This window comes from Levilactobacillus senmaizukei DSM 21775 = NBRC 103853 (assembly GCF_001592085.1).
GTDB lineage: Bacteria > Bacillota > Bacilli > Lactobacillales > Lactobacillaceae > Levilactobacillus > Levilactobacillus senmaizukei.
On sequence record NZ_BCWD01000009.1, the window covers coordinates 14441 to 38436 of the forward strand.

General features: G+C 48.3%; 22 protein-coding genes and 1 tRNA gene. 8 read left to right on the top strand and 15 right to left on the bottom strand.

Going from position 1 to position 23996, the window contains the following annotated elements; translation table 11 throughout:
- Window positions 1–20: 20 nt before the first annotated feature.
- Window positions 21–1247: an ABC transporter permease gene (locus LSE01S_RS04805; protein WP_061776495.1), complete on the bottom strand. Its 1227-nt coding sequence runs from the start codon at window positions 1245–1247 to the stop codon at window positions 21–23.
- Complete coding sequence (locus LSE01S_RS04810) at window positions 1244–1978, bottom strand: ABC transporter ATP-binding protein (RefSeq protein WP_061776496.1); 735 nt, start codon at window positions 1976–1978, stop codon at window positions 1244–1246. The genes LSE01S_RS04805 and LSE01S_RS04810 overlap by 4 nt, the downstream gene beginning before the upstream one ends.
- Before the next feature lie 134 nt (window positions 1979–2112).
- Between LSE01S_RS04810 and LSE01S_RS04815 the strand changes: the two genes are divergently transcribed.
- The 3 genes from LSE01S_RS04815 (at window position 2113) to LSE01S_RS04825 (ending at window position 3930) form a co-directional block, all read left to right on the top strand.
- Window positions 2113–2571, top strand: a complete 459-nt coding sequence (locus tag LSE01S_RS04815; protein WP_156470473.1) for an HIT family protein — start codon at window positions 2113–2115, stop codon at window positions 2569–2571.
- A gap of 2 nt (window positions 2572–2573) precedes the next feature.
- Window positions 2574–2894, top strand: a complete 321-nt coding sequence (locus LSE01S_RS04820; RefSeq protein ID WP_061776497.1) for a hypothetical protein — start codon at window positions 2574–2576, stop codon at window positions 2892–2894.
- Window positions 2895–3006: 112 nt separating this feature from the next.
- Complete coding sequence (locus LSE01S_RS04825; protein WP_061776498.1) at window positions 3007–3930, top strand: peptidylprolyl isomerase PrsA; 924 nt, start codon at window positions 3007–3009, stop codon at window positions 3928–3930.
- A gap of 59 nt (window positions 3931–3989) precedes the next feature.
- Here the strand turns inward: LSE01S_RS04825 and LSE01S_RS04830 are convergent, their stop codons facing one another.
- The 9 genes from LSE01S_RS04830 to LSE01S_RS04870 all read right to left on the bottom strand — a co-directional run bounded on the left by LSE01S_RS04830 (window position 3990) and on the right by LSE01S_RS04870 (window position 14687).
- Window positions 3990–4958, bottom strand: coding sequence for a 3'-5' exoribonuclease YhaM family protein (locus LSE01S_RS04830; RefSeq protein ID WP_061776499.1), 969 nt, complete (start codon window positions 4956–4958; stop codon window positions 3990–3992).
- 14 nt (window positions 4959–4972) lie between these two features.
- Window positions 4973–7600, bottom strand: coding sequence for an ATP-binding protein (locus LSE01S_RS04835; protein WP_061776500.1), 2628 nt, complete (start codon window positions 7598–7600; stop codon window positions 4973–4975).
- On the bottom strand, window positions 7590–8810 hold the full coding sequence (locus LSE01S_RS04840; RefSeq protein WP_061776501.1) for a metallophosphoesterase family protein: 1221 nt from the start codon (window positions 8808–8810) through the stop codon (window positions 7590–7592). Before LSE01S_RS04840 ends, LSE01S_RS04835 begins: the two co-directional genes overlap by 11 nt.
- A gap of 90 nt (window positions 8811–8900) precedes the next feature.
- The gene (locus tag LSE01S_RS04845) at window positions 8901–9245 is read right to left on the bottom strand and encodes a YlbF family regulator (RefSeq protein ID WP_061776502.1); all 345 of its coding nucleotides are present in this window, start codon (window positions 9243–9245) and stop codon (window positions 8901–8903) included.
- A gap of 86 nt (window positions 9246–9331) precedes the next feature.
- Complete coding sequence (locus LSE01S_RS04850; RefSeq protein WP_061776503.1) at window positions 9332–11431, bottom strand: PBP1A family penicillin-binding protein; 2100 nt, start codon at window positions 11429–11431, stop codon at window positions 9332–9334.
- A gap of 183 nt (window positions 11432–11614) precedes the next feature.
- Window positions 11615–12082 (bottom strand): arginine repressor, encoded by a 468-nt coding sequence (locus LSE01S_RS04855; RefSeq protein ID WP_061776504.1) that lies wholly within the window; start codon window positions 12080–12082, stop codon window positions 11615–11617.
- Window positions 12083–12307: 225 nt separating this feature from the next.
- Window positions 12308–13999 (bottom strand): arginine--tRNA ligase, encoded by a 1692-nt coding sequence (gene argS / locus LSE01S_RS04860; protein ID WP_061776505.1) that lies wholly within the window; start codon window positions 13997–13999, stop codon window positions 12308–12310.
- 310 nt (window positions 14000–14309) lie between these two features.
- Window positions 14310–14380, bottom strand: a tRNA-Gly gene (locus LSE01S_RS04865).
- 79 nt (window positions 14381–14459) lie between these two features.
- Entirely contained in the window at window positions 14460–14687 is a 228-nt protein-coding gene (locus LSE01S_RS04870) for a DUF2187 domain-containing protein (RefSeq protein WP_061776506.1), read from the bottom strand.
- 327 nt (window positions 14688–15014) lie between these two features.
- Between LSE01S_RS04870 and LSE01S_RS04875 the strand changes: the two genes are divergently transcribed.
- The 3 genes from LSE01S_RS04875 (at window position 15015) to LSE01S_RS04885 (ending at window position 17269) form a co-directional block, all read left to right on the top strand.
- Window positions 15015–16265 (top strand): peptidoglycan recognition protein family protein, encoded by a 1251-nt coding sequence (locus LSE01S_RS04875; RefSeq protein WP_061776507.1) that lies wholly within the window; start codon window positions 15015–15017, stop codon window positions 16263–16265.
- Between the two features lie 67 nt (window positions 16266–16332).
- A complete protein-coding gene (locus tag LSE01S_RS04880; RefSeq protein WP_061776508.1) occupies window positions 16333–16857 on the top strand; it encodes a dihydrofolate reductase family protein in 525 nt (174 codons plus the stop codon).
- A gap of 70 nt (window positions 16858–16927) precedes the next feature.
- Window positions 16928–17269, top strand: a complete 342-nt coding sequence (locus LSE01S_RS04885; RefSeq protein WP_061776509.1) for a DUF1516 family protein — start codon at window positions 16928–16930, stop codon at window positions 17267–17269.
- 43 nt (window positions 17270–17312) lie between these two features.
- Here the strand turns inward: LSE01S_RS04885 and LSE01S_RS04890 are convergent, their stop codons facing one another.
- The 4 genes from LSE01S_RS04890 to LSE01S_RS04905 all read right to left on the bottom strand — a co-directional run bounded on the left by LSE01S_RS04890 (window position 17313) and on the right by LSE01S_RS04905 (window position 22141).
- Complete coding sequence (locus LSE01S_RS04890) at window positions 17313–18023, bottom strand: aspartate/glutamate racemase family protein (RefSeq protein ID WP_061776510.1); 711 nt, start codon at window positions 18021–18023, stop codon at window positions 17313–17315.
- Window positions 18024–18028: 5 nt separating this feature from the next.
- Window positions 18029–19285 carry a carboxylate--amine ligase gene (locus tag LSE01S_RS04895; RefSeq protein ID WP_061776511.1) on the bottom strand — a complete coding sequence of 419 codons (1257 nt, stop codon included), beginning with the start codon at window positions 19283–19285 and terminating at the stop codon, window positions 18029–18031.
- 125 nt (window positions 19286–19410) lie between these two features.
- The gene (gene asnB / locus LSE01S_RS04900) at window positions 19411–21291 is read right to left on the bottom strand and encodes an asparagine synthase (glutamine-hydrolyzing) (protein ID WP_061776512.1); all 1881 of its coding nucleotides are present in this window, start codon (window positions 21289–21291) and stop codon (window positions 19411–19413) included.
- Between the two features lie 148 nt (window positions 21292–21439).
- A complete protein-coding gene (locus LSE01S_RS04905; protein ID WP_061776513.1) occupies window positions 21440–22141 on the bottom strand; it encodes a Crp/Fnr family transcriptional regulator in 702 nt (233 codons plus the stop codon).
- 133 nt (window positions 22142–22274) lie between these two features.
- On the opposite strand from LSE01S_RS04905, the gene LSE01S_RS04910 reads away from it, so the two are divergent.
- Window positions 22275–23684, top strand: coding sequence for a C69 family dipeptidase (locus LSE01S_RS04910; protein ID WP_061776514.1), 1410 nt, complete (start codon window positions 22275–22277; stop codon window positions 23682–23684).
- Between the two features lie 69 nt (window positions 23685–23753).
- Window positions 23754–23990, top strand: coding sequence for a hypothetical protein (locus LSE01S_RS04915; protein WP_061776515.1), 237 nt, complete (start codon window positions 23754–23756; stop codon window positions 23988–23990).
- Window positions 23991–23996: the final 6 nt, after the last annotated feature.

Here is a 23996-nt window from a genome sequence, read left to right on the forward strand (position 1 = left end):
ATTGGGAAATGTTGGACACGTCAACCCCTATTTTTGATTGCCCGGGCAAGTCTTCGCGGTGTATAAATCCGAGCAAGGTACCAGACTTCAATCAGCTCAACGACTAGACTTCCCCCGGCCGTCTTAACGGTTGGGTTAGCAATTAAAATAATTACCCATAACAGGGCTGCCGCCACTGCTAAGATTATTGTGACCAGCTTAACAAAGCTCTTCACCTGTTGTTGTTCCGTCAATGGGTAGACATGGGTGAAAACCACGTCGTCGTACTGCTGGAAGAACGGCAACAATTGGAACCCAATCAGGTAAATAAATAAGGCGGCCAAGAAAATTGGCAACCATTCACCCCGAACAAAGTACAATAACAGCATGCCGATCACCGTCAGCCGAACCACGAGGCCACTGAACTCCGTCCCACGCAACATTCCACGACTATATAGGTAAAGATAGGTTTGTGAATGCGTCGGTTTGACGAGTCGCAAAATACCATCGAGATAGCGTCGACGCTTGATCGTCCCCGCCACCATTGGTACCTCAGTGAACAGGTTAAAGAAACGATAGATGCCCAGCATTCGATTATCTTCAATCTTAATCTGTTCTCGCCAACGAATTTGCTGTTTGGGCCACCGTTCCTCTAACCAAAGCCAAGTAAACACGTCAATGAACAAGATCAAGACGAATGACAAAAACGGCGTTAACCAAAGACCCGGCACCAAAACAATGATACTAACCAGCCATTTCACGGCCCAATGGTTCATTCGTCGTTGGCCAGTGACCTGATAGGCACTAGAGATGTCCAGCCTTAACAAGGCATCCTTCAAAACCAACTGCGCCACCACTAATAGAATAACTTCCATCAGTGACCAGCCCAAAGCAACCCGCAGAAATGGTGTTAGGATAAACATCACAATCACCTGTGCAATTTCTGCCAAAACTAGGCTGTACTTGCGTGCCTGAACAAAGTAAGCGTGCATCGCCCGCTCTTTAGGCAACAAGAAGACCCGGTCGGCATCTTCAATCAAGGTCGCATACCGGCCAAACTGAGCGGTAATAATCAAGACTAACAGGGCTACAAACGGTGCCCACCATTGATCGGCCTTGAGGTTTTTTAAAATATTGGAATATCCCAGGCCAAGCCCGCCCAAGAAAAATAACAGTGCGAAAACAAAGAAGTCGTTAAAAACTAACCGCAAGTACTTCGCCATTTCCCGGAGATGACGTTGCAGTCGCTCATGAAATAGCTCGGTCATGAGCGGTCGACCTTCGTCATCGAAAGATAAATATCATTGAGTGACTCCCCCGCTTCCGGTAGCGCGGCCTGTAGTTCACTCAACGTGCCTTCGGTCTTCACCTGACCATCGTGCAACAAGACAAACCGGTCACAATATCGTTGCGCCGTATCCAGCACGTGGGTCGACATCAGAATGCTGGCCCCTGCTTGCTTACGCTTCTCAATCAGCTGAAGAAGATCATTGACCGCTAAGGGATCGAGGCCCAAGAATGGTTCATCAATGATGAATAGTTTGGCCTGCGTCAAGAAGGCACAGACAATCATCACCTTTTGTTTCATCCCTTTTGAAAAGTTGGCCGGAAACCAGTCAAGCTTGTTATCTAATCTGAAGGTCTTCAAAAGTTCATGCGCCGTGGCCCATGCCACGTCATGATCCAGATCATAGGCCATCATGGTGAGTTCCAAATGTTCCCGTAAGGTTAATTCTTGATATAGCACGGGTGTTTCTGGAATATAGGCAATCTGCTGCTTGTAAGCCTGACTATCTTGAGCAATGGTCACGCCATTTAACGTAATCGTTCCCTTGTGAGGCGTCAATAAGCCAATCACATGGTTAATAGTTGTGGACTTGCCAGCACCGTTGAGTCCGATCAGGCCAACTAATTCACCGTCTTGAACATCAAAACTAATATCTTTTAAGACGGGAATTTGTGAGTACCCACCCACGACATGGCTAACTTCTAATGCCATAAACATCCCTTCATTTCATCGAATTTAACCGTCTCATTATACCATAGCTCACCCGGGAATCGAATAGTCTGCGGTGAACCGACAGGGTTTGATGGTGTATAATGGATGAAACTTGAAGGAAAGAAGGAGTTCGTATGGATAAAATGACCCTCGACCCCCACTATGATGATGACTGTATTTTTTGTAAGATTTTGAAAGGTGATATTCCCAGCTACACTGTGTACGAAGACAATGTGGTCAAAGCCTTCCTCGACATCTCGCAAGGAACCCCAGGTCATACGTTAGTCATCCCTAAAACCCATGTAGCCGACATCTTTGCTTACGATACTGATCTGGCAGCAGTCGTTTTCTCGCGGATTCCCAAGATTGCTCGGGCCGTCAAGGCAGCTAATCCCGACATTACCGGAATGAATATTGTCAATAACAATGGTGAAGTGGCTTACCAATCCGTCTTCCACTCACACTTCCACTTAGTCCCGCGGTACACGGATCATGATGACTTTAAGATGATTTTCAAGGATAATTCTGATAATTACTCCCCTGCAGATTACCAAGCCATCCAAGCAAAAATCAAAGCCCAATTGGAGGATTAACGATGCGTTTAAGTCACTTAATAACCGGAACCGTATTGGCTGCCGGCGTTGGTTTGGCAACCTATTTAACCATCTCAAAACAGGACCCCTTGACCTGGGGGCGCCACGTCAAACAGCAAGCCAAACTGACCACTAAGAATATTAATACCGTCAAGGATGCCAAGGAGCAATTGAATCAGAGCGCCCGTAATCTGGCCACAGCGATCGAAGATGCCCAGCCGGCTTTTGATGAAATTCAGTCCGCAGTCGACAAGTTTTCCTTTAAAATTGCCCCTCGATTAGAGACCATCGAATCCACGCTTGACCAGATGAATAATCGGTAAGTTTGAACTTTTTGTAAAGCTTCATCGACCTTTTTAGGTTTGCCTATTTTTGTGTTATGATGTCTGAGTATGGTGTTTACACCAATCTTGATGAATGGATGTGTTGATTAATATGAAGAAATGGTTTATCGCCCTCGCTGGTTTGTTACTTACTGTAACGCTTGCCGGTTGTGGGAACAAAACCGTTGCTACCACTGACGGTGGCAAGATTACCGAAAGTGCTTACTACAGCAGCTTAAAGGGAACTTCCTCTGGTAAGCAAGTTCTGCAACAAATGATCCTGAACAAGGTCTTGGAAAAGCAATACGGTAGCAAGGTAAGCAAGAAAGAAGTTACCAAGCAATTCAACACCTACAAGGCGCAATACGGGTCATCATTTAGCAGCGTCTTATCTCAAAGTGGGATGACGCAATCAAGTCTTAAGACGGAAATCCGTTCCAACTTACTGTTGAAGGAAGCCGTTAAGGACAACGTTAAGGTATCCGACAAGCAACTCGAAAAGCAATTCAAGAGTTACCAACCTAAGGTTACTGTTGCGCACATCTTAGTTTCCAAGAAGTCCACGGCCGAAAAGGTTATTAGCGACCTCAAGGATACCAAGAAGAGTGACTTGACTAGCGAATTCACCAAGGACGCCAAGAAGTACTCGACTGATACGGCTACCAAGAACAAGGGTGGTAAGTTGAGTGCCTTCGATAGCACCGATACTTCCCTTGACTCAACCTTTAAGAAGGCTGCTTTCAAGCTTAAGACTGACGAATACACCGCAACGCCCGTTAAGACGCAATACGGTTACCACGTCATCTTAATGTTAAAGAATCCTGGTAAGGGCACGATCAAGGAACACAAGGCAGAATTAACGAAGCAAGTCATTGATAACGATATGAATGACAGCACGACTCTGCACAACGTGGTTGCCAAGGTCTTGAAGAAGGGTGACGTCTCCATCAAGGATAGCGATCTTAAGAACATCTTGTCTGACTACTTGTCAACATCATCAAGTTCTAAGACCTCTGCTTCATCCTCATCCAAGTAATTTACAACTAACATAAAAGGCAGCGACCAATTAATTTGGTTGCTGCCTTTTTTCTGTGGCTAGGATTCCTTTGGTTTCGGCTCGGATGGCCGGTAGAACCGCCGACCGTCCATGGCGAAGACGCGTTCGGAGAACTCCCCTGGCGCGGTATGTTCCACCACCGTATCGAGCATCATGATTGAGGCATCCAACTCGTCCAGTTGATGCAAGACGTCCGCCTCCCGTAATGCCGGTCGGACGGGTGACCCATATTCCAACAGACCATGGTGACTTAAAATCATGTGCCGCAACAACAAAACATCTTCCGCCTGAGGATCTAGCTTCAATGGCTCACAGGCCCGGACCAGCTCCCCATCGATAAGGACGATATGTCCCACTAAATTTCCAGCTAACGTATACGTCGTCGACTTCGGTCCGGACAGTTCAATGGTCTTACCTAAGTCATGCAGAATAGCTCCGGCAAATAGCAATGGCGCATTCAGATCCGGATACTGTTTGACCACCGAATGGGCCAATTTCAGAATGGAAATCGTATGAAAGGCCAAGCCACCTTGGAAGGCATGGTGGTTGGTTTTGGCTGCTGGAAACGTAAAAAATGCCTCCTGGTATTCCGCCAACAGCTTACGCACCAGCCGATTCCAGGTTGGCTGGGTAATTTCAAAGACTGTTTGATTAATGTAATCCTCCATATCGGCTCGCGACATCGGTGCCTTTTCGATATATTGGTTCGGATCATCTGGTTCCCCGACCGTCGTCAAACGCAGGTGGAAAATCTTAATTTGGGGATGTGTTTGATAATTCTCCCGTTTTCCTTGCAAGTGCACCACGATGCCAGCCACATAGTTCTCGATGTCCTCTGGTGAGGCATCCCAGTACTTTCCGGAAATTTCACCCGAACGGTCTTCGAACACCAACGCAATGTACTGTTTGCCATTCTTGGCCGTACGCACATCTGCTGATTTCAACAGGACAAAGGCGTCTACCGCTTCGTCCACCGCATAGTCCATTAACTGTTTTGTTGCCGCCATCAAGATCCCTCCTACTAGTCCATCAAACGAATGATATTACCCGACACTGATCGAATTGCGGGCTCATCCGCCGTTAATAATAATATTTGTAATTGATCGCTGAGATCGATTAACACCTGAATCGCCGCTTGCCGCCGCTGGGCATCAAAATTAACGAGTCCATCATCAATGACTAACGGCATCTGAACCCGCTCATTCATGACCACCGCAAAGGCCAACTTAACGGCCAGATCCAGCTGCTCGGCAGTCCCCCGCGAAAGTTGACTAACTTGGCGCCACTCACCCGTAGCCAAGCGCACGCGCAAATCACTTTCAGTCAAAGAGATCTCAGTATATCTATTTGAAGTTAGTTTACCATAAAAAACACTGGCTCGTTGCAGAATTTGGGGCAACCGATCACCAGAAGCCGCCGCCAAAGTTGCCTTAATCCACTGGCTTACCAGCTGGTGAACCAGCCAACTCTGGGCATTAACCTGCATCTGCGCTTCCAGATTGGCTAGTTTTTGCCGTAGCGTCGACTGCGTGCCACTCGCCGTCAAATGATCCAGCTGTCCCGCAATGGTCGCCAATTGACTAGTACTGGCATCTAGGGCCTGTTGGGCCCCCTGTAGTTCCGTCTGTGCCGCCTGCACAGCCGTCTGAAGGCTGGTCTGACTCTGATAATGTTGTAACTGGGTTATAGCCGCCGTCCCCAGCTGGTGAGCCAGCGCCATCTGTTGGACCTGTTGATTATGAAACTCTCGATTGGCCTCGTACCGTTCATAAAATGCCTGCGGGCTCCGGACGTTACGCGTCTGCAAGAAGACCTGCTGATCGCGTTCTGCGGCCTGCAAAGCCGTTTGCGATTGTTTGAGTTGGTTCATCAGGCTGGTGAGCTCATCATCACGAGTACTGAGCTGATGGCGCGTCTGGTCAATCGCGGTTAACTCATCTAAAACGGCTGCTGTGGGTCGGTGAATCAGATCGGGAAATAAGGTCCCGACTGACTGCTGAAAAGCCATCTGTTGATCGGTACCAGTCGTTAACTGATCCGTGACCGTTTCCAACTGTTCGGTCAGCTGATCCCATTCGTGAATCGCGGCTTGCGCGGCATCCCACTGTTCAACGGGCAAATTATCCAAGCCATAGGTCGACCCGATTTCATCTAGCTGACTCGTCAACTGATCGATCCGTTGCCCCCCCTCACGAAGCTGAGCCTGGGTATCTCGAATATCATCCGTAATCCCTTGTAGTTGGCGACTGGCCGGCGTTGCGCTATCGACAATGAAGACCCCGTAATAGCCAATCGCCATACCCAACAAGGCTCCGGCTAACTTAAATGGCGCAGCTGGTAACAGCATGGCCCCTACCAAAATAATTAATCCAGCCGCCAACCACCCGACTTGCTTATCTGCCAACGGATTGGTCCGCTTGCGACTCGTCGGCTGAACTTGACGAAACTGTTCATTAAGCTGATTTAATTCTTGTTGCAGTCGACGCCGTTTCTGGGTGGCCTTAACCAGTTCTGCCTGCCAACGGGTCACGTCATGGGCCACTGATAACGGGAAACTTCGGGGCATTGTGCCATCGGCATTGGCCACCTGTTGTTCAATCACCGCCATCCGCTGCTGAAGCCCCTGCTGAGTTTGCCGCAACTGCTCATGCGCCGTCACAAGCTGTCGTTGTTGCGGTAACTGGGCTAACAGGGGATCCGCCCGAGTCGCAACTGTGACATATTGTTGAAAATTAGCCGGTAAGTCAGCCTGAACCTGGGCCTTTTCCAGGGAATGCTGTAGAGTCGCATTACCCGTGGTGGCCGCCTTCACCTGTCCCGTCAGCCGCTCCAATTCGGTCAGATCGGTCTGGCCGAAACCACTGGTGGGCTGGACCGTTGTTTTCTGAAGGCGCTGCCACTGATCAAAGGTGGGCCACAAACTGGCTAAATGGGCTAATTGTTCACTGACTTGTCGTTGTTGGTCCAACTTAACTCGTTGCTGTTTCTGACGCTGCAGCAACGACTGACGTTCCTGGAGTAAAGACCAGTACGTATCATAGGCCGCATTGGCCTTCGCCAATTTGGCTGACAGCTCCGCATGCTCACGTAGCTGTTGATTTAACCGCGGATTACGTCCCAAAGGCTTATAAAGCGCCTCCGCTGCTTTTTCCTGTTGGGCAGCCTGCTGAAGCCAATAATCACTCCCCACCGCACCCACGTGTCGAAGCCGCTCAACCATGACCTGTTTAGAGGCAGCAAAAACCTCACTGAGTCGTGGCTCATTAATGCTATAAACCTGACTAAATAATTGCTCATCGACTGGGGCCAGTAACCGATTCAAATTCTCGGGTGGTAGCGGGCTGTCTGTCGTGAGGTTGGTCAGCGTCACCTTCCCGCCCTTGGGGCCATCAACTCGACGAACCAGATAATCCACCCCGGCTTGACACAACACCATTTCGCCACCAAACTGGCTACCGTCGAGGGGTTCATACCGCAACTCTGGATGCTTCTTGGTTGGAAAACCAAACAAAATTGCCGTAATAAACTGGGTAATTGTCGACTTTCCCGCTTCATTTGGCCCCACTAAAACATTCAGGCCCGGCGTGAGATCGAAGGTCCGATCATGAAATTTACCATAGCCATAAATAGTCAAGCGTTTAAGTTGCATGATTGTCCTCCCCTCCCATTAATTTAGTCAACTCTTGCTCAGCTTGTTGCTTAAGCTGCACGGTGGTAGTGGGCTGCATAAACCATTCTGCCAGTGAGGTGTCCTGCAGGAGCTTGCCAAACGTTGCCCGTTCATTTGCGGATTCAAAGACTTGAGCTTGCCCCCGTTCCCAATACTGCTGATCAATCTGCGGGGCTGTTATTTTGGTTGCTGCCTGGCTCACTTGTAACTTAATCAGCGTTCGATTGGCCGCAACCAAGTATCGCTGATGTGTTCGCAAATAAAGAGAAAGCCAGTCACCGCTGGTGATTTGAGCCAGCTCGACGGCATCTAGCGGTTGCGCTAAGGTGACGGTTAAGGCGGTCAGCGTAAGCTGTGAAGTAACGTGAGCCTCCAACCAAGTTGTCAGGGCCAACCCCAGCGCCTTTAAATCCGTCACGTGATCAAAGACCACAGTCAAATTTTCCCATAAGACGGCACTGGTTGGAAAGAAACTTGGCACCAACTTACCCGCCTGGCTAGACACCAAATAAGCGCCCTTAACCCCGGTCTCATTCACCGAACGTCCTTGGGTATTGCCAGCATAGAGTACCGGCGGCTGTTCATTCAGCAATTGACGGTGGTGGATGTGGCCCAAAGCCCAATAGTCGTACCGCTTGGCTAACAATTCACTAAGCTTAAACGGTGCATAGTGGTCATCACTGCCGGTCGCAAGCGCCCCATGGAGCAGGCCAATCTGCCAATCGGCGGCCGACCGGTCTGGAAATGTGGCGACTGGGTCCTGCGTCACCCAACGTTCCGGATAGCTAAACCCACTCACCGCAACCGTTTCACCGCTTTGAAGCGTCAACGTCTTGGTGGTCCCCATGGCCCCAAGAATTGTCACATTATCCGGATAAGCAACCGACTGGTGCTGGTCTGCCGCAAAGTCATGATTACCAAAGCTAATGATCACCGGTATCTTTGCCTGATTGAGACGCTCAAACTGGTGGAACAGGTAGGCCTGAGCGGCGACACTCTGTTCTGCCCGGTCAAACAGGTCCCCCGCGAGCAAGACAAAGTCGACCTGATCGGTCAGTGCCCGGTCAAACACCTTAGTTGCTGCCGTGAAAGTTGCCTGTCGCACCGTGCTGAGCACCGTATTCGGCAGGTTGGTCAGTCCCAGAAAGGGACTATCTAAATGCAAATCGGCTGCGTGAATAAACTTCATGATGGTACGCCCCCTTTCCTGTTTCAAAACAAAAAACCGCCGGCACCGACCCTCCAAATTGAGTGGTTGCGCCGACGATTTACGATCTCATTACCCTTGATAAATATCTTCGATGGGTTGAGTAATCATCTTATTCAAGTCTGACAACAAATTATTCACGTCGCGTTCCTTGTCCATCAAGGTCTTGATGACGTCGATCTTAGCAACTTGATCGGCAACCTCGCGAGCGTGTTTCATTTCGTCATCCGTTAATTGTTGACCTGCCATTTGCTTTTGTTGGAGGTCCATTTGGATTTGTTGGAATTGCTTGAAGAGCGTATACGTTGCTTCGTCCGCCTTCATTGCTTCGAAAGCGTCCTGTAACCCTTGAAATTCTGATGTCTCTTGGAGCGCCTGGGCAACTTCGGTACCCAAGGTCTTCATTTTTTCAGCCATGCTGCTTCCTCCTAACAAATATCGTTCCGTTAAAATTGTCAATTACTATTGTAACATGCTTTAACTCTCGGCCCTAGGCCATTTGTTTAATTCACCCAGGATTTAGCCTTTTCCCACCAATCCTTTACCTGATCGGCGGCATTATCAAATTGCTTGCCTGCATTATTGATGCCCTTTTGCACCTGATCCCAGACATCGGTACTGCCAGAACCGGCGGCATTATTTTCCCCGTTGGCAATTGTCGATGCGTCCTTCGTATCGAATGACGTTCCCTTAGTGTTCGGTAGAATTCCCTGCATTTCTGCTTGATACAATGGACCTTCACCGGTCCCGCTAACGTCTTCCAAGTGATGGGCTGAGCTGGTGTTATCGAAGCCTTCCCAAGTCGTCACGACGATATCTGGCGTGTACCCCACGATCCACTTGTCTCGGGTGGCATCATTATCGCCATCGGCCTCGGTGCTCCCTGTTTTACCAGCGATCGTATAGCCGTATGGCTTGGCACTGGTCCCAGTCCCATAGTTGAAGACACCCATCATCATACTGGTCATTTGCTTGGCGGTCTTGCTCGACATGACTTGCTTGGTCTTGGCAGCCGAGTCCTGTGTATCGACGACCACGTTTCCTGAAGCGTCCACAATCTTTCGAATGTAATGGGCCGAGGACATGGTCCCGTTATTGGCATACGCCGTGTAAGCTTGGCCCAACTGTTGTGGTGACACCCCGGTCTTCAACCCTCCCAGCGCTAACGCAAGGTTCTTATCGGACTTGGTCACCGGCAGGCCAAACTTTTTAACGGACTCGTAACCCTTATCGACACCAATCTTATTCAGTAACCATACGGCCGGTGCATTCTTACTTTGCGCCAACGCCTGATACATTGGTACCTTCCCACTGTATTGGTTACCATAGTTGTGCGGCGAATAATGATTCGTCCCGTAGGACTTCTTCTTGTCCGTTAGCTCGGAGTCATAGTAGTAGCCATTTTCCAAAGCCGGCGTATACACCGCTAGAGGCTTGATGGTAGACCCCGGTTGACGCCGCATTTGGGTCGCCCGATTATACCCGCGAAAGGCATGCTTACCGCGGCCACCCACAACCGCCTCGACCCCACCGGTGTTCGGGTCAATTGCGATACTAGCAGCTTGAACCTTGGTTCCATCACTGGCGTTGGCTGGGAAGTAACTGGGATTCTTAAACAGTGTCTGCATCTGCTGCTGATTGCCTTGATCCAGCGTGGTATAGATCTTATACCCTTTATTCATGATCTCCGATTCGGTCAAACCATACTTATTAATGGCCTCATTGATCACCGCATCAAAGAAATAAGGGTACTTATAACTATTCTTATACGTATAATTGTCGCTGGTGGTCAACGCCGTAGCCTGGTATTGACTGACCTGGCCGCTCGTCAACTTATTATTCTCACCCATCAATCCCAGGACAACGTTCCGACGGCTACGCGAAGCCTGAGGATGGTCGATTGGGTTGTAAGTGTTAGGCGACGTTAACATCCCCGCCAGCACCGCCGACTGAGGCACCGTCAGATTGGCCGCAGTCGTGCCAAAGTACCGTTCAGCGGCATCCTGAACGCCCCAGACACCATTGCCGAAGTAGGCGTTGTTCAGATACATGGATAGGATGTCTTGTTTGGTATAAACATTCTCGACCTCAATCGACAAGAACAGTTCCTTAAATTTACGGGTAAAGGTCTGCTCTTGTGTCAGGTAGGCATTCTTAACCAGTTGCTGGGTCAAGGTACTCCCCCCACCACTGATATAGTTCTGACGTAAAATCTTGTTTTTGGCATACAAAAGTAACGCCCGACCAATCCCTTTAACCGAGAACCCATGCTCATGGTAGAAATTGCGGTCTTCGGTAGAGATGACGGCATCTTGGACGTGAGTGGAAATCTTCGTCAAAGGAACGTAAGTCCCCTTTTGGGAATATAGCGTTCCCGCCTTATTATTCTTACGATCATAGATCTTCGTGGGATTCTCCAGAGCGGCCTTCAAATCGCCAACATTGGCCGTCTTGGCCTTGAAAGTTAAATAGCCACTCATTAAAAGCATCATGGTCAACACAATGACAATCAACCACCGAATCAGCTGATAGCGTTGCCGGAACCGCCGGAAGCGAGCCCGAAAGTCTGACCAGAAGGTCTGCTTAGGTTCTTGGTTATCCATAAAATAGCCTCTTCTATCTCAATTGTAATAGGACCATTTTAGCATAGTCCGCCAATCATACCGGCGAAACCGGTAAATTTTATGAAGCTTTAAAATAGCTTAACCAGCTGTAATCGAAGTTTTCCGCCAACTTTGCCAAAATAAAAGGGATCCGACCGTGGTCGGATCCCCCGCATTCAATACTTAATGAATAATATCCGGATTCATCTCTGCCGCGATCTCATCATGCAACTTCACCGCGACCTCCGTGTTGGGACTCATGATAAAGATTGTGTCGTGACCAGCCAAGGTTCCGGCAACTTCCGGCAGGTTTAGATCGTCGAAAATTGCGGCCAACAGATTCCCATTACTTGGTAAGGTCTTCAAGATATTAACAAATTCGACCCGGGTCAACCCAGTGACCACTTCATTAATGGTCTCGCGAAGATGTTCCTCTTCACTTCGATTACCGGCCTTAAAGATCGTGTAACGCAAGTGACCATGACCGTCCTGGGCCTTAACGATCTGCATCTCACGAATGTCTCGGGAGATCGTCGCTTGCGTCGCTTGAATGCCAACCTCATCCAGATGTTCCATTAGTTCCTCTTGCGTACCAATTGGATATTGATTGATTAATTGCTCAATTCGAGCTTGACGAATACTTTTCTTCATTGCAACGACCCTCCCGCATAATATTTCATTCATTAGTACAGAGGACCGGCAACGATGGTCACTTGCTCTGCATATTTATAAAGCCAGTGTAACAAATATTCGTTTTTAACGCAAAAGGAACCGTTCACTTCCACACAAACTTTACCAAGCTAGCCGTCAATAACGCCATCCACGAAAAAAAGCCGCCGAGAGAAACTTCTCGACAGCCCTTTACGCAACGCTTAATTACATTTCATCCGGTGCTTGAACACCTAACAGGCGTAGGCTTTCCTTCAAGACCGTGGAGACCGCCTTGACCAGTGCCAAACGGGCTGGTAGATCGGCGTCCTTCGTCAAAATCTTAGAATGTGCATAATACTTATTGAACGTCTTGGCCAACCGGATCGCATATTTAGCCACGACGGAAGGTTCCAACTCGTCGCAAGCCATCTTGACGATCGCTGGAAAGTCAGCCAACGCCTTAATCGTATCCCAAGCTTCGGGATCGGCAACCTGGTTGCCAGTGGCAGCAACCTCGACGTCTCCGGCCTTCCGCAGAATACTTTCGGCCCGGGCATGGGAATATTGAACATAAGGCCCCGTTTCACCTTCGAACTTCAGTTGATCGGCCAGAACAAAGTCAATGTTATTCGTCCGTTCATTCTTCAAGTCACCGAAGACAATGGCACCGACCCCAACTTGTTGGGCAACGACTTGCCTGTTCTTTAGATCCGGGTTCTTCTCGTTGATTTCTTCACCAGCTAATTTCACAGATTCTTCCAAGACCTTAGCCAACAGGATAATCCGACCGGAACGCGTTGACAACTTCTTACCGTCAACCGTGATCAAGCCGAATGGGACGTGTTGCAGGTTATCTGCAGATTTGACGCCCATTTCTTTCAAGACCGCCTTCAATTGCTTGAAGTAGTAAGTCTGTTCAGAACCAACCACATAAAGATTCTTGGCTGGGGCGTAGGTCCGATCACGGTACAGGGCCGTCGCAATATCCCGAGTAATGTAAAGGGATGCCCCATCGCTCTTTAAGATCAGCGCGGGGTTCAAATCGTACTTGCTCAAGTCAACCACTTGAGCCCCCTGTGATTCAACCAGCAAGTGCTTGTCCTTTAGGATTTGGACAACTTCAGCTAACTTATCATTGTAAAAAGCTTCCCCATTATAGGTATCAAATTTAACGCCCAATTCTTTATAAACGTCATTAAATTCTTGAAGTGAGGCCTCACGGAACCATTCCCACAAGTGGTGGGCTTCTTCGTCGCCATCTTCCAACTTCTTGAACCATTCCCGAGCGGTGTCGTCTAATTCTGGCTTGTCGACATCTTCCTTATGGAAACGCACATAATATTCCACCAGTTTATTGATCGGGTCAGCCTTAACATCGGCCTCGTTACCCCACAACTTGTAGGCGGTGATCAACTTCCCAAATTGGGTCCCCCAGTCGCCCAGGTGGTTATCCTTAATTGGATGGTAACCATTCTTCGTCAAGATCTCAGCAATGGAATTACCAATCACCGTTGACCGCAAGTGGCCCATGGACATGGGCTTCGCAATGTTAGGGGAAGACATATCGATAGGAACATTACCGCCCTCGCCGTCTTCGTTTTGACCATAGCTAGCTCCCGCCGTTAAAACTGTTTCTAGTGTGGCTTCACTGTACGTCGACTTATCAAAGAAGAAGTTCAGGTAAGGACCAACGACTTCAACTTTTTCAAAGTCAGTTGTCGCCAACTTGTCGGCTAAATCCTGGGCAATTTGTTGCGGTGCACGATGCAATACTTTGGCCAAGGTGAACGTTGGGAAAGCCAAGTCCCCTTTGTCCGACGTCTTTGGCCGTTCCAACTTGCTGGCAATTTCTTCAGCGGTCAGCTGACCGTCCAAGGCCTTCACTAATGCTGCCGTAACTTTTTGCTTGTAATCCATGTGCGTTCCTCCTGTATTCTTCAATGACGTTCTACGGTAAGTTTACACCATCTGGCAAACGGGATAAAAAAAGTCTCTTACAAATTAATTTGTAAGAGACGAGATTACCCGCGGTACCACTCTGTTTGACTTAAAAGTCCACTTAAATGATTTATTTGATAGTGTCACTGTTGCTCCGTTCCCACCCTTAATCCTATCCGGCTTCCATTGTCCCGGACTTGCTGTGAGGCTTGGTGATGGTACTCATTCAACAATGGTTAAAAACTTTCGAATAATAAGAAAGACGACCCTAACGGCCGCCCCATTCGAAAGCGGGTGACGGGAATCGGACCCGCGACGCAAGCTTGGGAAGCTTGAATTTTACCACTAAACTACACCCGCACAACACAAAAAAGTATAGCATACCTCTAAGAGGTTGTCATTACTTTTTTGCAATTACATGCAAAGAATTTCATGAATACTAATCTTCGTCAGATTTTGCCTCGATAATTTTTGCCGCAGATTTCCGTACCACCGCACGGTTATTCATATCCCCAACTGCCGTTTTATCAGCGGGATCGAAATCGCGAATCTCAACTAAAACTGAATTATCATACACTTTAGTCACTTCACCCGTGAAGTCGTGTTCCAATGGGCCAAATTTCTTAGCCGCGATCATGTCACCAATTTTAATTTCAACTTCAGCCATCAGCCGTCGCTCCCTTCATCTGCAAACTTCAATTATAGTCATATTGACCAGCCTTAGCAAGTAAACACCTTTTACCTGCAATTCAATTGTAAGAATTCTGCAACAAAGCGGGAAAACCGAATCTTTGGTGACTGGTATCCTTGCTAACCCATCCACAGCCGAAAAAACCGAAGGTCACGGTTCAATCTGGACATTTCAAGCGAATATTCCGAACTATCCTGTCCAATATCGCCAAGGCAGATCCGTATTATTTCCAGGAAAAATAAGTTATACTCTAGTCGTTGCGTCATCGATTTTTTAAGAAATTCTAGAGGAGGAATTTTTATTATGAAAGCATGGCATCATTGGATGCTACGGGGACTCGCCATGACCACGGGGATTATTGGTCTGGCTTGGGGTACCACCACCGCCAGCGCTAACTCAATCAATACTTATATCAGTAATCAAGGGTATTCAACGCCTAAGATTACCAAGGCCATTTGGAGTGGATTTCCTAAGTATAATTATCGGCATAACAAGCCTGAAGGGGTGGTTGTCCACGAAACAGCTAACCCTCACTCCACCTTGACCAACGAAGTTACCTGTATGAAGAATAACTATCAAAACGCCTTCGTGCACACCTTCGTGGATGCTAGCAGCATCGTCAATATCGCCAACACCAAGTACCTTTGTTGGGGAGCTGGTCCGATTGCCAACAACCGTTATGTTCAATTTGAACAGGTTGAAGTCCATTCAAAGGCCGCTTTTGCTAGCGAACTGAACAACGCGGCTTACTACACGGCTTACATCCTGAAACAATCTGGGCTTACACCTAAGCGTTACACAACTGTCCTGTCTCACCACGACGTTTCCAACAATCTCGGTGGTACCAATCATTCCGATCCGGATGCCTACTGGTCAAACAGCGCCAAAAACTATTTCGGCACAACCTACACCATGACCGACTTCGTGGCGTTGGTTAAGATGCAGTATGCCAAGTTAACTGGATCATCAACGACCACCGACACCACCACGGATGAAAATCAACATACCACGGCTCCCGTTGCCCCTAAGCCAAAGACGGTAACCTACAATAAGGCCACGAATAATGAAACAGCCACCCTGAGCACCAATTATACCAAGTGGTCGGTTTACAACCACGTCAAGGGTACCAAGGGTGCTGCCAAGATTGGCTGGGGTCGTCTAAGCGCCGACCATCGGGGGGCCAAGGTTTACGTCGATAACCGTGCCGTTAAGAAAGGTGGCTGGAGTGGGACTTGGTATCGGATTCGTTTCAGCAAGAATACCAAGACCAAGTACTGGGTTTACAGTGGCGTCCTGACTTTTCCTAAAGTCACCTACTCAAACGCTTCCGGTTCAGCAACCCTGGCGCCGACCCACGCCCCACTCTATAATCACGTATTAAACTCGAATTATCTTTCCAAAAAAGTAGCCTACACAAACAGCTTTCCCGCCGGCACTAAGGTGACCATTAACAAAAAAGGCGACAAGGCTAGCGACGGATCAACTTGGTTCCGGATTACACTTAACAATAAATCTTACTGGATCCAAAACACCAATTTGGCCGGTCAAGCCTAATATTCAACTATCGGTCCGGAATTCTCCGGACCTTTTTGTTCCTGACAATTGGAAAGGATGATACTTAATGGGAAAGATAATCTTTTATGGGGCAACTTCACTCGACGGCTACTTGGCCACACGAAACGATCAAATTGACTGGTTAACTGGCTTGACCGGGCTACCCAAAAACATCGGGGCCGAGGTCCTAGGCAACATGACCACCGCCATTCTTGGTCGCACAACCTATGATTATCTGCAAACGACCGCGCCAGATCGCCCCCTAAACCCCTTTAACTTAGAGATCATTAGTTACGTTCTCACCCACCGACCATTGCCCAGCCGCCACAATGTGGCCTTTAGCGATGCCGATGTCATCGACCTAGCCCAAGAACTTCAAATTCGCGGCATCGTTTGGATCGTCGGTGGCGGCGCGATCCTCACCTCATTGTTGGCCGCCGACTTAGTCGATGAACTTTACTTGCAAATCGCCCCCACCTTGCTGGGAGATGGCAAACGTCTCTTCGGTAACTTGGCGAGTGCCCAGCAGTTTAACCTACAGGCCACCCATCAATATGGTCCCCTGGCCGAGTTGGTCTTCACCCGTCACTAAATTAGTATTCGTCACTCCAAGATTATGGTAATCTAGACCTATCTAGTACATTTGCTAAGGAGCGATAAGTATGTGGTTAGCACTTCATCTCGGGACTTGTATTGTCCTGACCATCTTGGTCATTCTTGGTCTGACTCGTCACGCCGAAAAACGGGTCAACCAGTTTTTAATTCTATCGCGCCTGGGCTACCTGGTCATGATTATTAGTGGCGTGGTGCTCACCATTCGGACCTTCAGTCATAATCCCTTAATAATCTCTCTCAAGTTTATTCTAGGAATTGCCACGATCGCACTGATTGAAATCAGCTATGGCCGAAAGCTTGAACGAGATACCCATCACCTAATCTATTGGATTTTGGGCGTTGTCGCCCTCATCACGGTTGGATTGGGCCTCACTCTAGTCTATCTTTAATCAAAAAAACGAGTTACCCCATTTACCGGGTAACTCGTTTTTGCTAGGATTTTCGCTGCTTCAACGCCAATTCCAAGGAACGATCAACGAGCACGGACTGCGCATCAATCAACGGCAACTCCGTTTCTGGCTCGCGCTCTTGGGCCAATGACAACTCAGTACAACCCAGAATAACTAGGTCGGCCTTTTGTTCGGTCATCATCCGTTTCAAGATTCGGTGATACAGCGCACGATCAACATGATTATTTTCCTTAATGTTATCATAAATCAATTCCATGGTTTCCGCTTCGATATCCGCCGTCGGAAGAACCGGTTCTAGACCAGCATTAACGACTTCGTTTTCGATAACATGGTCGGTAATGGTGCCCTGAGTCCCCGTAATCCCAATCCGCTTTGCCTCAGGAAACCGCCGCTTAATTTCCTTCACAGCTTCTCTTGGCATATGCAAGATGGGAATATCAGTGGTTGCTTGCAGATCATCATAGAAGTAATGAGCCGTATTACATGGGAGCGCAAAGAACGCCGGACCCAAAGCACTCTGTTGCTTAATATCTTCTAATAAATCCGGCAACGGATTGGGTTGACTGTGATCCATGATATACGTGGTGCGGTCGGGAACCGTCGCATGATTAACCAGGATATAGTTCAAGTAATCCTGGTCGTTATGTGCCGGCGTCCGTAAATTCAATTGATGAAGGTAACTTTCGGTTGCCATGGTTCCCATGCCACCGATAATCGTAAAGAACTTTTTCATAAGTCTTACCCCTTATTTTCGGCGAAATACTTCTTAAAGTTAACGGTATAGTTGTGTTGCATCCATTGAATCAAAGCCCAACGCTTTAAATTCATGTCCTGGTCGTAGCGATACGTGGTGCCGTACCGACCTTCGGAAATTAACTTGAGCGCCCGTTCCTTGTCGGCATTTTCCCGCGTGTACTGCTTGAAAACCTTAACTGGCACGCCTAGCCACAAGGCGTGTTGACTGTCATTCTTGTTGGCCCGGACCGTTGGGGCATCCTTCAACTCACCCTTCACATAGTCCTTAACCACCCAGTCAGCCAAGTTGTAGCCATTGAGAGTCACAAAGAAACTACTCCGACCTTGACGTAAATTGATTTCAAATAACTTGAACGACTGGTCACGCGAATCATATTTCATATCGAAATTAGCGTAACCCGTAAATTCGATGGCTTCCAAGAATTTCTGAATTTGGTCGTAGATCTTGTTATTATATTCCGGAATGATTGCCACATAATTTCCGATAGCGGATGGTGCTGGGTCTTCCAGTAACGGATGACCCAAACACATCATCTTTACATGATGGTGCTGGTCCACATAGGCATTCAGCACTCGCATGTTGCTATCATCGCCCGGCACAAAGTCTTGGAGAATCAGATCGGATTGGTAGCCATTGTCGTAAATTTTCTTCAGGACATCCCGAAATTCTGCTTCGGATTGAATCCGAAAGGCTTTCTTCCGGCCCTCAAAATGCACGTCTAACCATTCTACACTATTGGCTGGCTTCAAGGCTACCGGATAGTCAAATGGCTGTTCAACGGGGTCATCCGCCGTGGCTTGGGCCTTGCTGATCGTCCGCGTTGCCGGATATGGCAACCCGTACTTGTCACAAACCTTGTAAAAGTTTTCCTTGTTATTAAGTTGCTTCAACTTGTCATAGTCGATGTATGGACAGATGAAGACATCTTCCAGCTCGGCTTTATGCTTACTGATTAACTCGGCATAGCCATCTCCGCACCCAATCAAAATGACTGGTTCGGGATGATCAGCGTAACGTTCCTTCAGCTTCCGCATGGTTTCAATCCATACGGGATCCTCATCGAAGCCGGGAATCAGCTCCACGTTAACCACCTTCGTGTAACGGGTCGGTGCTAACTGAATGCTAGCAAAAGCCTGTACGGGTTCGTGATACAGGTCATAAAATGACCGGGCCATACCATAAACGTTAAAGTCACTCCCCAACAGAATGGGGGTGAACTGCTTTCCATTGGTTTCCATAACGAATTAAAGTCCCTTCACAACTACTTATTTCTATATACAAAGACGATCAAGGTTGTTATTGGAGTCGTCCGCTAACAACCTTGATCGTTATCGGCGCACCAGATACGGCTGCCGGCTTATATTTACGCTTGGGTCAGATGCACTTGGTCAATCGTCTTGGCCGTCGTGTCTTCTGGGAAATAAACTTCATACCACAAGATAAATGTGTAAATCGTAAAGATTTTTTGCATGCTGGACTTACCGTTGATGTGTTCATTTAAGATATCCATCAAGGCCTCGGTGTTAAAGAACTTGTGAGCCACATCAGAATTGAAGGCTTCAATAATCCGTGACTTGTAAGGTTCTTCCTTGATCCAGCTAGCAATTGGCGATGGGAAGCCCAGCTTCTCCTTCTTCGCGATCTTTTCAGGTAATTCCGACGTCGCCGCGGTCCGCAGGGAAATCTTCGTTTCATCTGGACGAATCCGCGTCTTGACTGGCATCGTAGCGGCAAACTTTGCAACTTCACGGTCAACCAGTGGTGTCCGTAATTCCAAGGAGTTCGCCATGCTCATCCGGTCGGCCTTGTGCAGAATATCATAAGGCAACCAGGTATTGATGTCGAAGTATTGCATTTGCGTCATTTCATCTAGGCCCTTAACATCATCGAAGAGATGCTTCGTGTAGGCACCGGCATCCCGGTTAAGTTTAGGGTTCTTCAGAATTTGATTCCGATCATGATAGTCAAAGACATAGTTAACCCGGTAATACCGTTCGCTCAGAGGTTGCGCACCCCGAACCAAGAACCGCCGTCCATGGAACCGTGGCATCTTTTCGGCAATTGAGCCTAACATCTTACGGATTGGCTTAGCAACCCACTTCTGGTAACGCTCGAACGGAATGGCTTCCAGATAAGTGTTATACCCACCGAAGAATTCATCGGCACCTTCACCAGACAACGCCACCTTCACCGCCTTCCGCGTCCCCTTAGAGAGGTAGAAGAGTTGCATGGCCGAAGGGTTTGATAAGGGTTCGTCCATGTAGTACATGATGGTTGGCAGAATATCGAAGTAATCGTCCCCGGTCATGTAGATTGGCGTATTCTTCTGGTTAATTTCCTTAGCAAACTCTGAAGACCAGCTTAATTCACTGTACTTAGAATTCTTAAACCCTAAGGAGAAGGACTGAATTGGCTTCAACTTGGAAGCCTCATTCAAGACGTATGAGGAATCAATCCCACTGGAAAGGAAACTACCCACTTCAACGTCGGCAATCATGTGTGCCTTTACAGATTCGTCCACGATTCCCCGAATCTTTTCAGCGTCACCCTCAACGGTCTGTGAATTATCGATGTGGTCGTAGTTAAATTTAAAGTAACGGTGCGTCTCGGTCTTACCGTCCTTGTGCAGGAAGTATTGGCCAGGCAGCAACTTGTAGACGTTCTTGAACATCGTGTCCCGTGAAGGAATGAATTCAAAACTCAAGTGAATGGGTAATAAGGCTTCGTTAAATTCCTTCTTGAAGTTAGGATGTTCCAAGAATGCCTTGATTTCGGAGGCCCATAAGAAGGTATCGCCATCATCGTAATAGTAGAGTGGCTTGATCCCAAAGTGGTCCCGGGCACCAAAGACTTCATTGGTCACACTGTCATAAATAACGAAAGCGTACATTCCCCGCAAATGACCTAACAGATCTGGACCCCAGGCATCATACCCGTGAATCAAGACTTCGGAGTCAACTTCCGTTTGGAACTTGTACCCCATCTTTTGCAGTTCTGCTCGAATTTCTTGGTAGTTGTAAATTTCACCGTTGAACGTCAAGACCTTGGTTTGGTCATTGTTGAACATCGGTTGCTTCCCGTGGGCCAAGTCAATAATTGAGAGCCGACGGAACCCCATAACGGCGTTCTCATCATGGAAGAAAGCCTCATCATCAGGTCCCCGGTGTTTGATCCGATCAGCCATAGCATTAATCGTGGTAGTCGGGACATCCTTTTGGTTTACGTAACCAACGAATCCACACATGTGCGTATCCCCTTTTTCATATCTAAAGTTTAAAAGTATTTTTAGTCGTTCATTAAAATTAAATGAATTACAACAACCATTATTCTAGCAAATTTATGCTGTGAATACCATATTATTAAGGATTCTTAAGGGTTCTCAAGCTTTTTTCCTATTGGGGTGCCAAAGCCGCCAAATCATTGACTGCCAAAACTTTAATTTGCCGGCGCCCAATCGTCTCAATGACCCCATCAGAAACTAATTGATGGAGTTTACGACTTAAGGACTCGGGCGTCATCCCTAGGTAGGCCGCCAAGTCTTGTTTGCTCATCGGCAAATCAACGACTCCTGACTGATCATGGCTGAGTACCTGGAGGTAACCGGCCAGCCGTGGCAAAGCATCTGGAATTGCCATCAGCGTTGCCTGACGTTCGGCCGCCTTCAGCCGATCTGCCAGCGCACCTAAGAGGTGCATCGATAAGGGTGGCATCCGTGATATTAAATTGGTCAACGACTCACGTGAGATCGTACACAACTCGGTAGTCATCGTTGCCTCAGCATATGATCCGTGGATTTCATCGGTAAACAGGGCGATTTCACCGACGAAGTCGCCCGGATTCAGCACCCGTAAAACCTGTTCCTTGCCTTCCGCCGATAAGTGGTATAGGCGAACTTGGCCGGTATTAACAATGTATAGCGTCTGTGAAACTTCGCCAGCATTAAAGACCGCGCCGCCCCTAACTGCATGAATCGGTCGGGTCACTTGAGCTACTGATAACAGCTGCTCTTCAGCCAGGCTTTGAAAGATTGGGACCTGAGAAACACATTCCAATTCCCGCTCAATCGAATGGCCATGCTGATGTCCATGTTCCATGTCGCCATCTCCTTTTACCTAATAGGTCTATTCTAACAAATAAATCAGGTGAACCGGTAAACAACGTCTCCGCCTCCCGTGAATGTGCTATAGTATGGCTAACAACGACTAGACCACTAAGGAGGCTCTTTATATGTCCCGTCATCTCCATCAATCTTGCACCTCATTTCTAGCTGGTAAACACGCCACTATCGATGGCAGCACCCTCATTGCTCGTAATGAGGATAACTTCGTGGCCATCTGGCCCAAACGCGCCGTGGTTCATGCCGCGGACGAACCACGTGATTTGGCTTTTATTTCCAAAAACAACCACTTTACGACCACCTTGCCGGCGCATGCTCAGCATTACACCGCGATGCCCGACACCAATCCCGAAGCGGGGTTCTATGAAGAAAGCGGAATCAACGCTAAGAACGTCGCCATGAGCGCAACTGAGAGTGCGTATACCAACAGTCTTGTATTGGGGAAGGATCCACTGGTTGCCGACGGTATCGCCGAGGACGCCATGGTGACCGTTGTCTTACCCTATGTGGATTCTGCCCGCGCTGGAATCAAGCGGCTTGGAGAAATGGTCACAACCGCTGGAGCAGCCGAGACCAATGGTGTCCTATTCAGCGACGTCGAGGAAGTCTGGTACATGGAAATTGTCAGTGGCCATCACTGGGTTGCCCAGCGTATCCCGGACGATGCCTACGCCGTTGTCGCCAACCAGTTGGCAATCGAAGACGTCAATTTCGATGACCCGCACAACTTCCTGACGTCTAATCATATTCGTCAGTTTGTCCAGCAGAATCATCTGAATCCAGACGGGAATCGCTTTAACTCCCGCCATATCTTTGGCACCCACTCAGCCGACGATGCTCACTACAATACCCCACGAGTCTGGTACGGCCAGCGGTGTTTTACGCCGAGTGCCTTCATCGAGCCCACCAGCATGGAGCTCCCATTTATCCAACATGCCGAGCAGAAAATTACTCTGGCCGGCGTCCAAGCCTTCCTGGGATCTCACTATGAAGAAACTCCGTACGATCCGTTGGGTAACGGGACCGCGGCACAGAAGCATCAATTCCGAGCGGTCGGCCTGTCACGCACCCAGAACTCCCACATCCTACAGTTACAGCGAGATGTGGTCCCACCACTTGCCGGAATCATTTGGCAGGCCTTGGGCAATCCGACTTACAGTCCCTATGTGCCATTCTACGCAACAGCTGGGCAATTAGATGTCAGCTACAGTGCCGACAACCGTGACTACGATGGTCAGAATCCATACTGGGCCGCAAAGACCTTAAACGTTCTGAGTGAACAATATCATCATCAAAACTACAAGTTGATTCACGATTTTCTAAAGTCAACCCAATCACTGGGAATCCAGCGAGTCGCCACGGGTGATGAACTGCCAGCGCCCACTGCCAGCAGCCTAGGCACCTTTAATCACGAGACGGCAACCCTGTTTAATCAGGCTGTCCAAACACAGATTGGCAAACTGGTGCAGGCCAACGCAGCGCTCTCTGCCCTCACCTTTACCATGGACGCTAACCTGTAAAATGATGTCGTTTTCATAACAAATGAGCTATAATGAAATCAGCAGCTAGCCTCGAAAGGAATGATTAGGATGAACGAAATGGTTCTCTTTAACCCAGGCGACTCAATCGGTAACTTCCACGATTACAACGAAGCCGTCCGCACCGCACAAATTTATCAAGAACGCCACACAGAATCCGGCCACGTCTTGGTAGTCAAAAGCGAAGGCGGTGTCCCTTCATTTGACATCTTTATCGCCGACCAACAGTTGAAAGATCCTAAGGAACCTTCAACCACTCGTCGTTACACCATCTCTAAAGAACTCTAATTGTAA

Coding starts and splice junctions, on each gene's coding strand:
- LSE01S_RS04805 (WP_061776495.1), bottom strand. CDS start 1,247: ATGACCGAGCTATTTCATGAGCGACTGCAACGTCATCTCCGGGAAATG.
- LSE01S_RS04810 (WP_061776496.1), bottom strand. CDS start 1,978: ATGGCATTAGAAGTTAGCCATGTCGTGGGTGGGTACTCACAAATTCCC.
- LSE01S_RS04815 (WP_156470473.1), top strand. CDS start 2,113: ATGGATAAAATGACCCTCGACCCCCACTATGATGATGACTGTATTTTT.
- LSE01S_RS04820 (WP_061776497.1), top strand. CDS start 2,574: ATGCGTTTAAGTCACTTAATAACCGGAACCGTATTGGCTGCCGGCGTT.
- LSE01S_RS04825 (WP_061776498.1), top strand. CDS start 3,007: ATGAAGAAATGGTTTATCGCCCTCGCTGGTTTGTTACTTACTGTAACG.
- LSE01S_RS04830 (WP_061776499.1), bottom strand. CDS start 4,958: ATGGCGGCAACAAAACAGTTAATGGACTATGCGGTGGACGAAGCGGTA.
- LSE01S_RS04835 (WP_061776500.1), bottom strand. CDS start 7,600: ATGCAACTTAAACGCTTGACTATTTATGGCTATGGTAAATTTCATGAT.
- LSE01S_RS04840 (WP_061776501.1), bottom strand. CDS start 8,810: ATGAAGTTTATTCACGCAGCCGATTTGCATTTAGATAGTCCCTTTCTG.
- LSE01S_RS04845 (WP_061776502.1), bottom strand. CDS start 9,245: ATGGCTGAAAAAATGAAGACCTTGGGTACCGAAGTTGCCCAGGCGCTC.
- LSE01S_RS04850 (WP_061776503.1), bottom strand. CDS start 11,431: ATGGATAACCAAGAACCTAAGCAGACCTTCTGGTCAGACTTTCGGGCT.
- LSE01S_RS04855 (WP_061776504.1), bottom strand. CDS start 12,082: ATGAAGAAAAGTATTCGTCAAGCTCGAATTGAGCAATTAATCAATCAA.
- argS (WP_061776505.1), bottom strand. CDS start 13,999: ATGGATTACAAGCAAAAAGTTACGGCAGCATTAGTGAAGGCCTTGGAC.
- LSE01S_RS04870 (WP_061776506.1), bottom strand. CDS start 14,687: ATGGCTGAAGTTGAAATTAAAATTGGTGACATGATCGCGGCTAAGAAA.
- LSE01S_RS04875 (WP_061776507.1), top strand. CDS start 15,015: ATGAAAGCATGGCATCATTGGATGCTACGGGGACTCGCCATGACCACG.
- LSE01S_RS04880 (WP_061776508.1), top strand. CDS start 16,333: ATGGGAAAGATAATCTTTTATGGGGCAACTTCACTCGACGGCTACTTG.
- LSE01S_RS04885 (WP_061776509.1), top strand. CDS start 16,928: ATGTGGTTAGCACTTCATCTCGGGACTTGTATTGTCCTGACCATCTTG.
- LSE01S_RS04890 (WP_061776510.1), bottom strand. CDS start 18,023: ATGAAAAAGTTCTTTACGATTATCGGTGGCATGGGAACCATGGCAACC.
- LSE01S_RS04895 (WP_061776511.1), bottom strand. CDS start 19,285: ATGGAAACCAATGGAAAGCAGTTCACCCCCATTCTGTTGGGGAGTGAC.
- asnB (WP_061776512.1), bottom strand. CDS start 21,291: ATGTGTGGATTCGTTGGTTACGTAAACCAAAAGGATGTCCCGACTACC.
- LSE01S_RS04905 (WP_061776513.1), bottom strand. CDS start 22,141: ATGGAACATGGACATCAGCATGGCCATTCGATTGAGCGGGAATTGGAA.
- LSE01S_RS04910 (WP_061776514.1), top strand. CDS start 22,275: ATGTCCCGTCATCTCCATCAATCTTGCACCTCATTTCTAGCTGGTAAA.
- LSE01S_RS04915 (WP_061776515.1), top strand. CDS start 23,754: ATGAACGAAATGGTTCTCTTTAACCCAGGCGACTCAATCGGTAACTTC.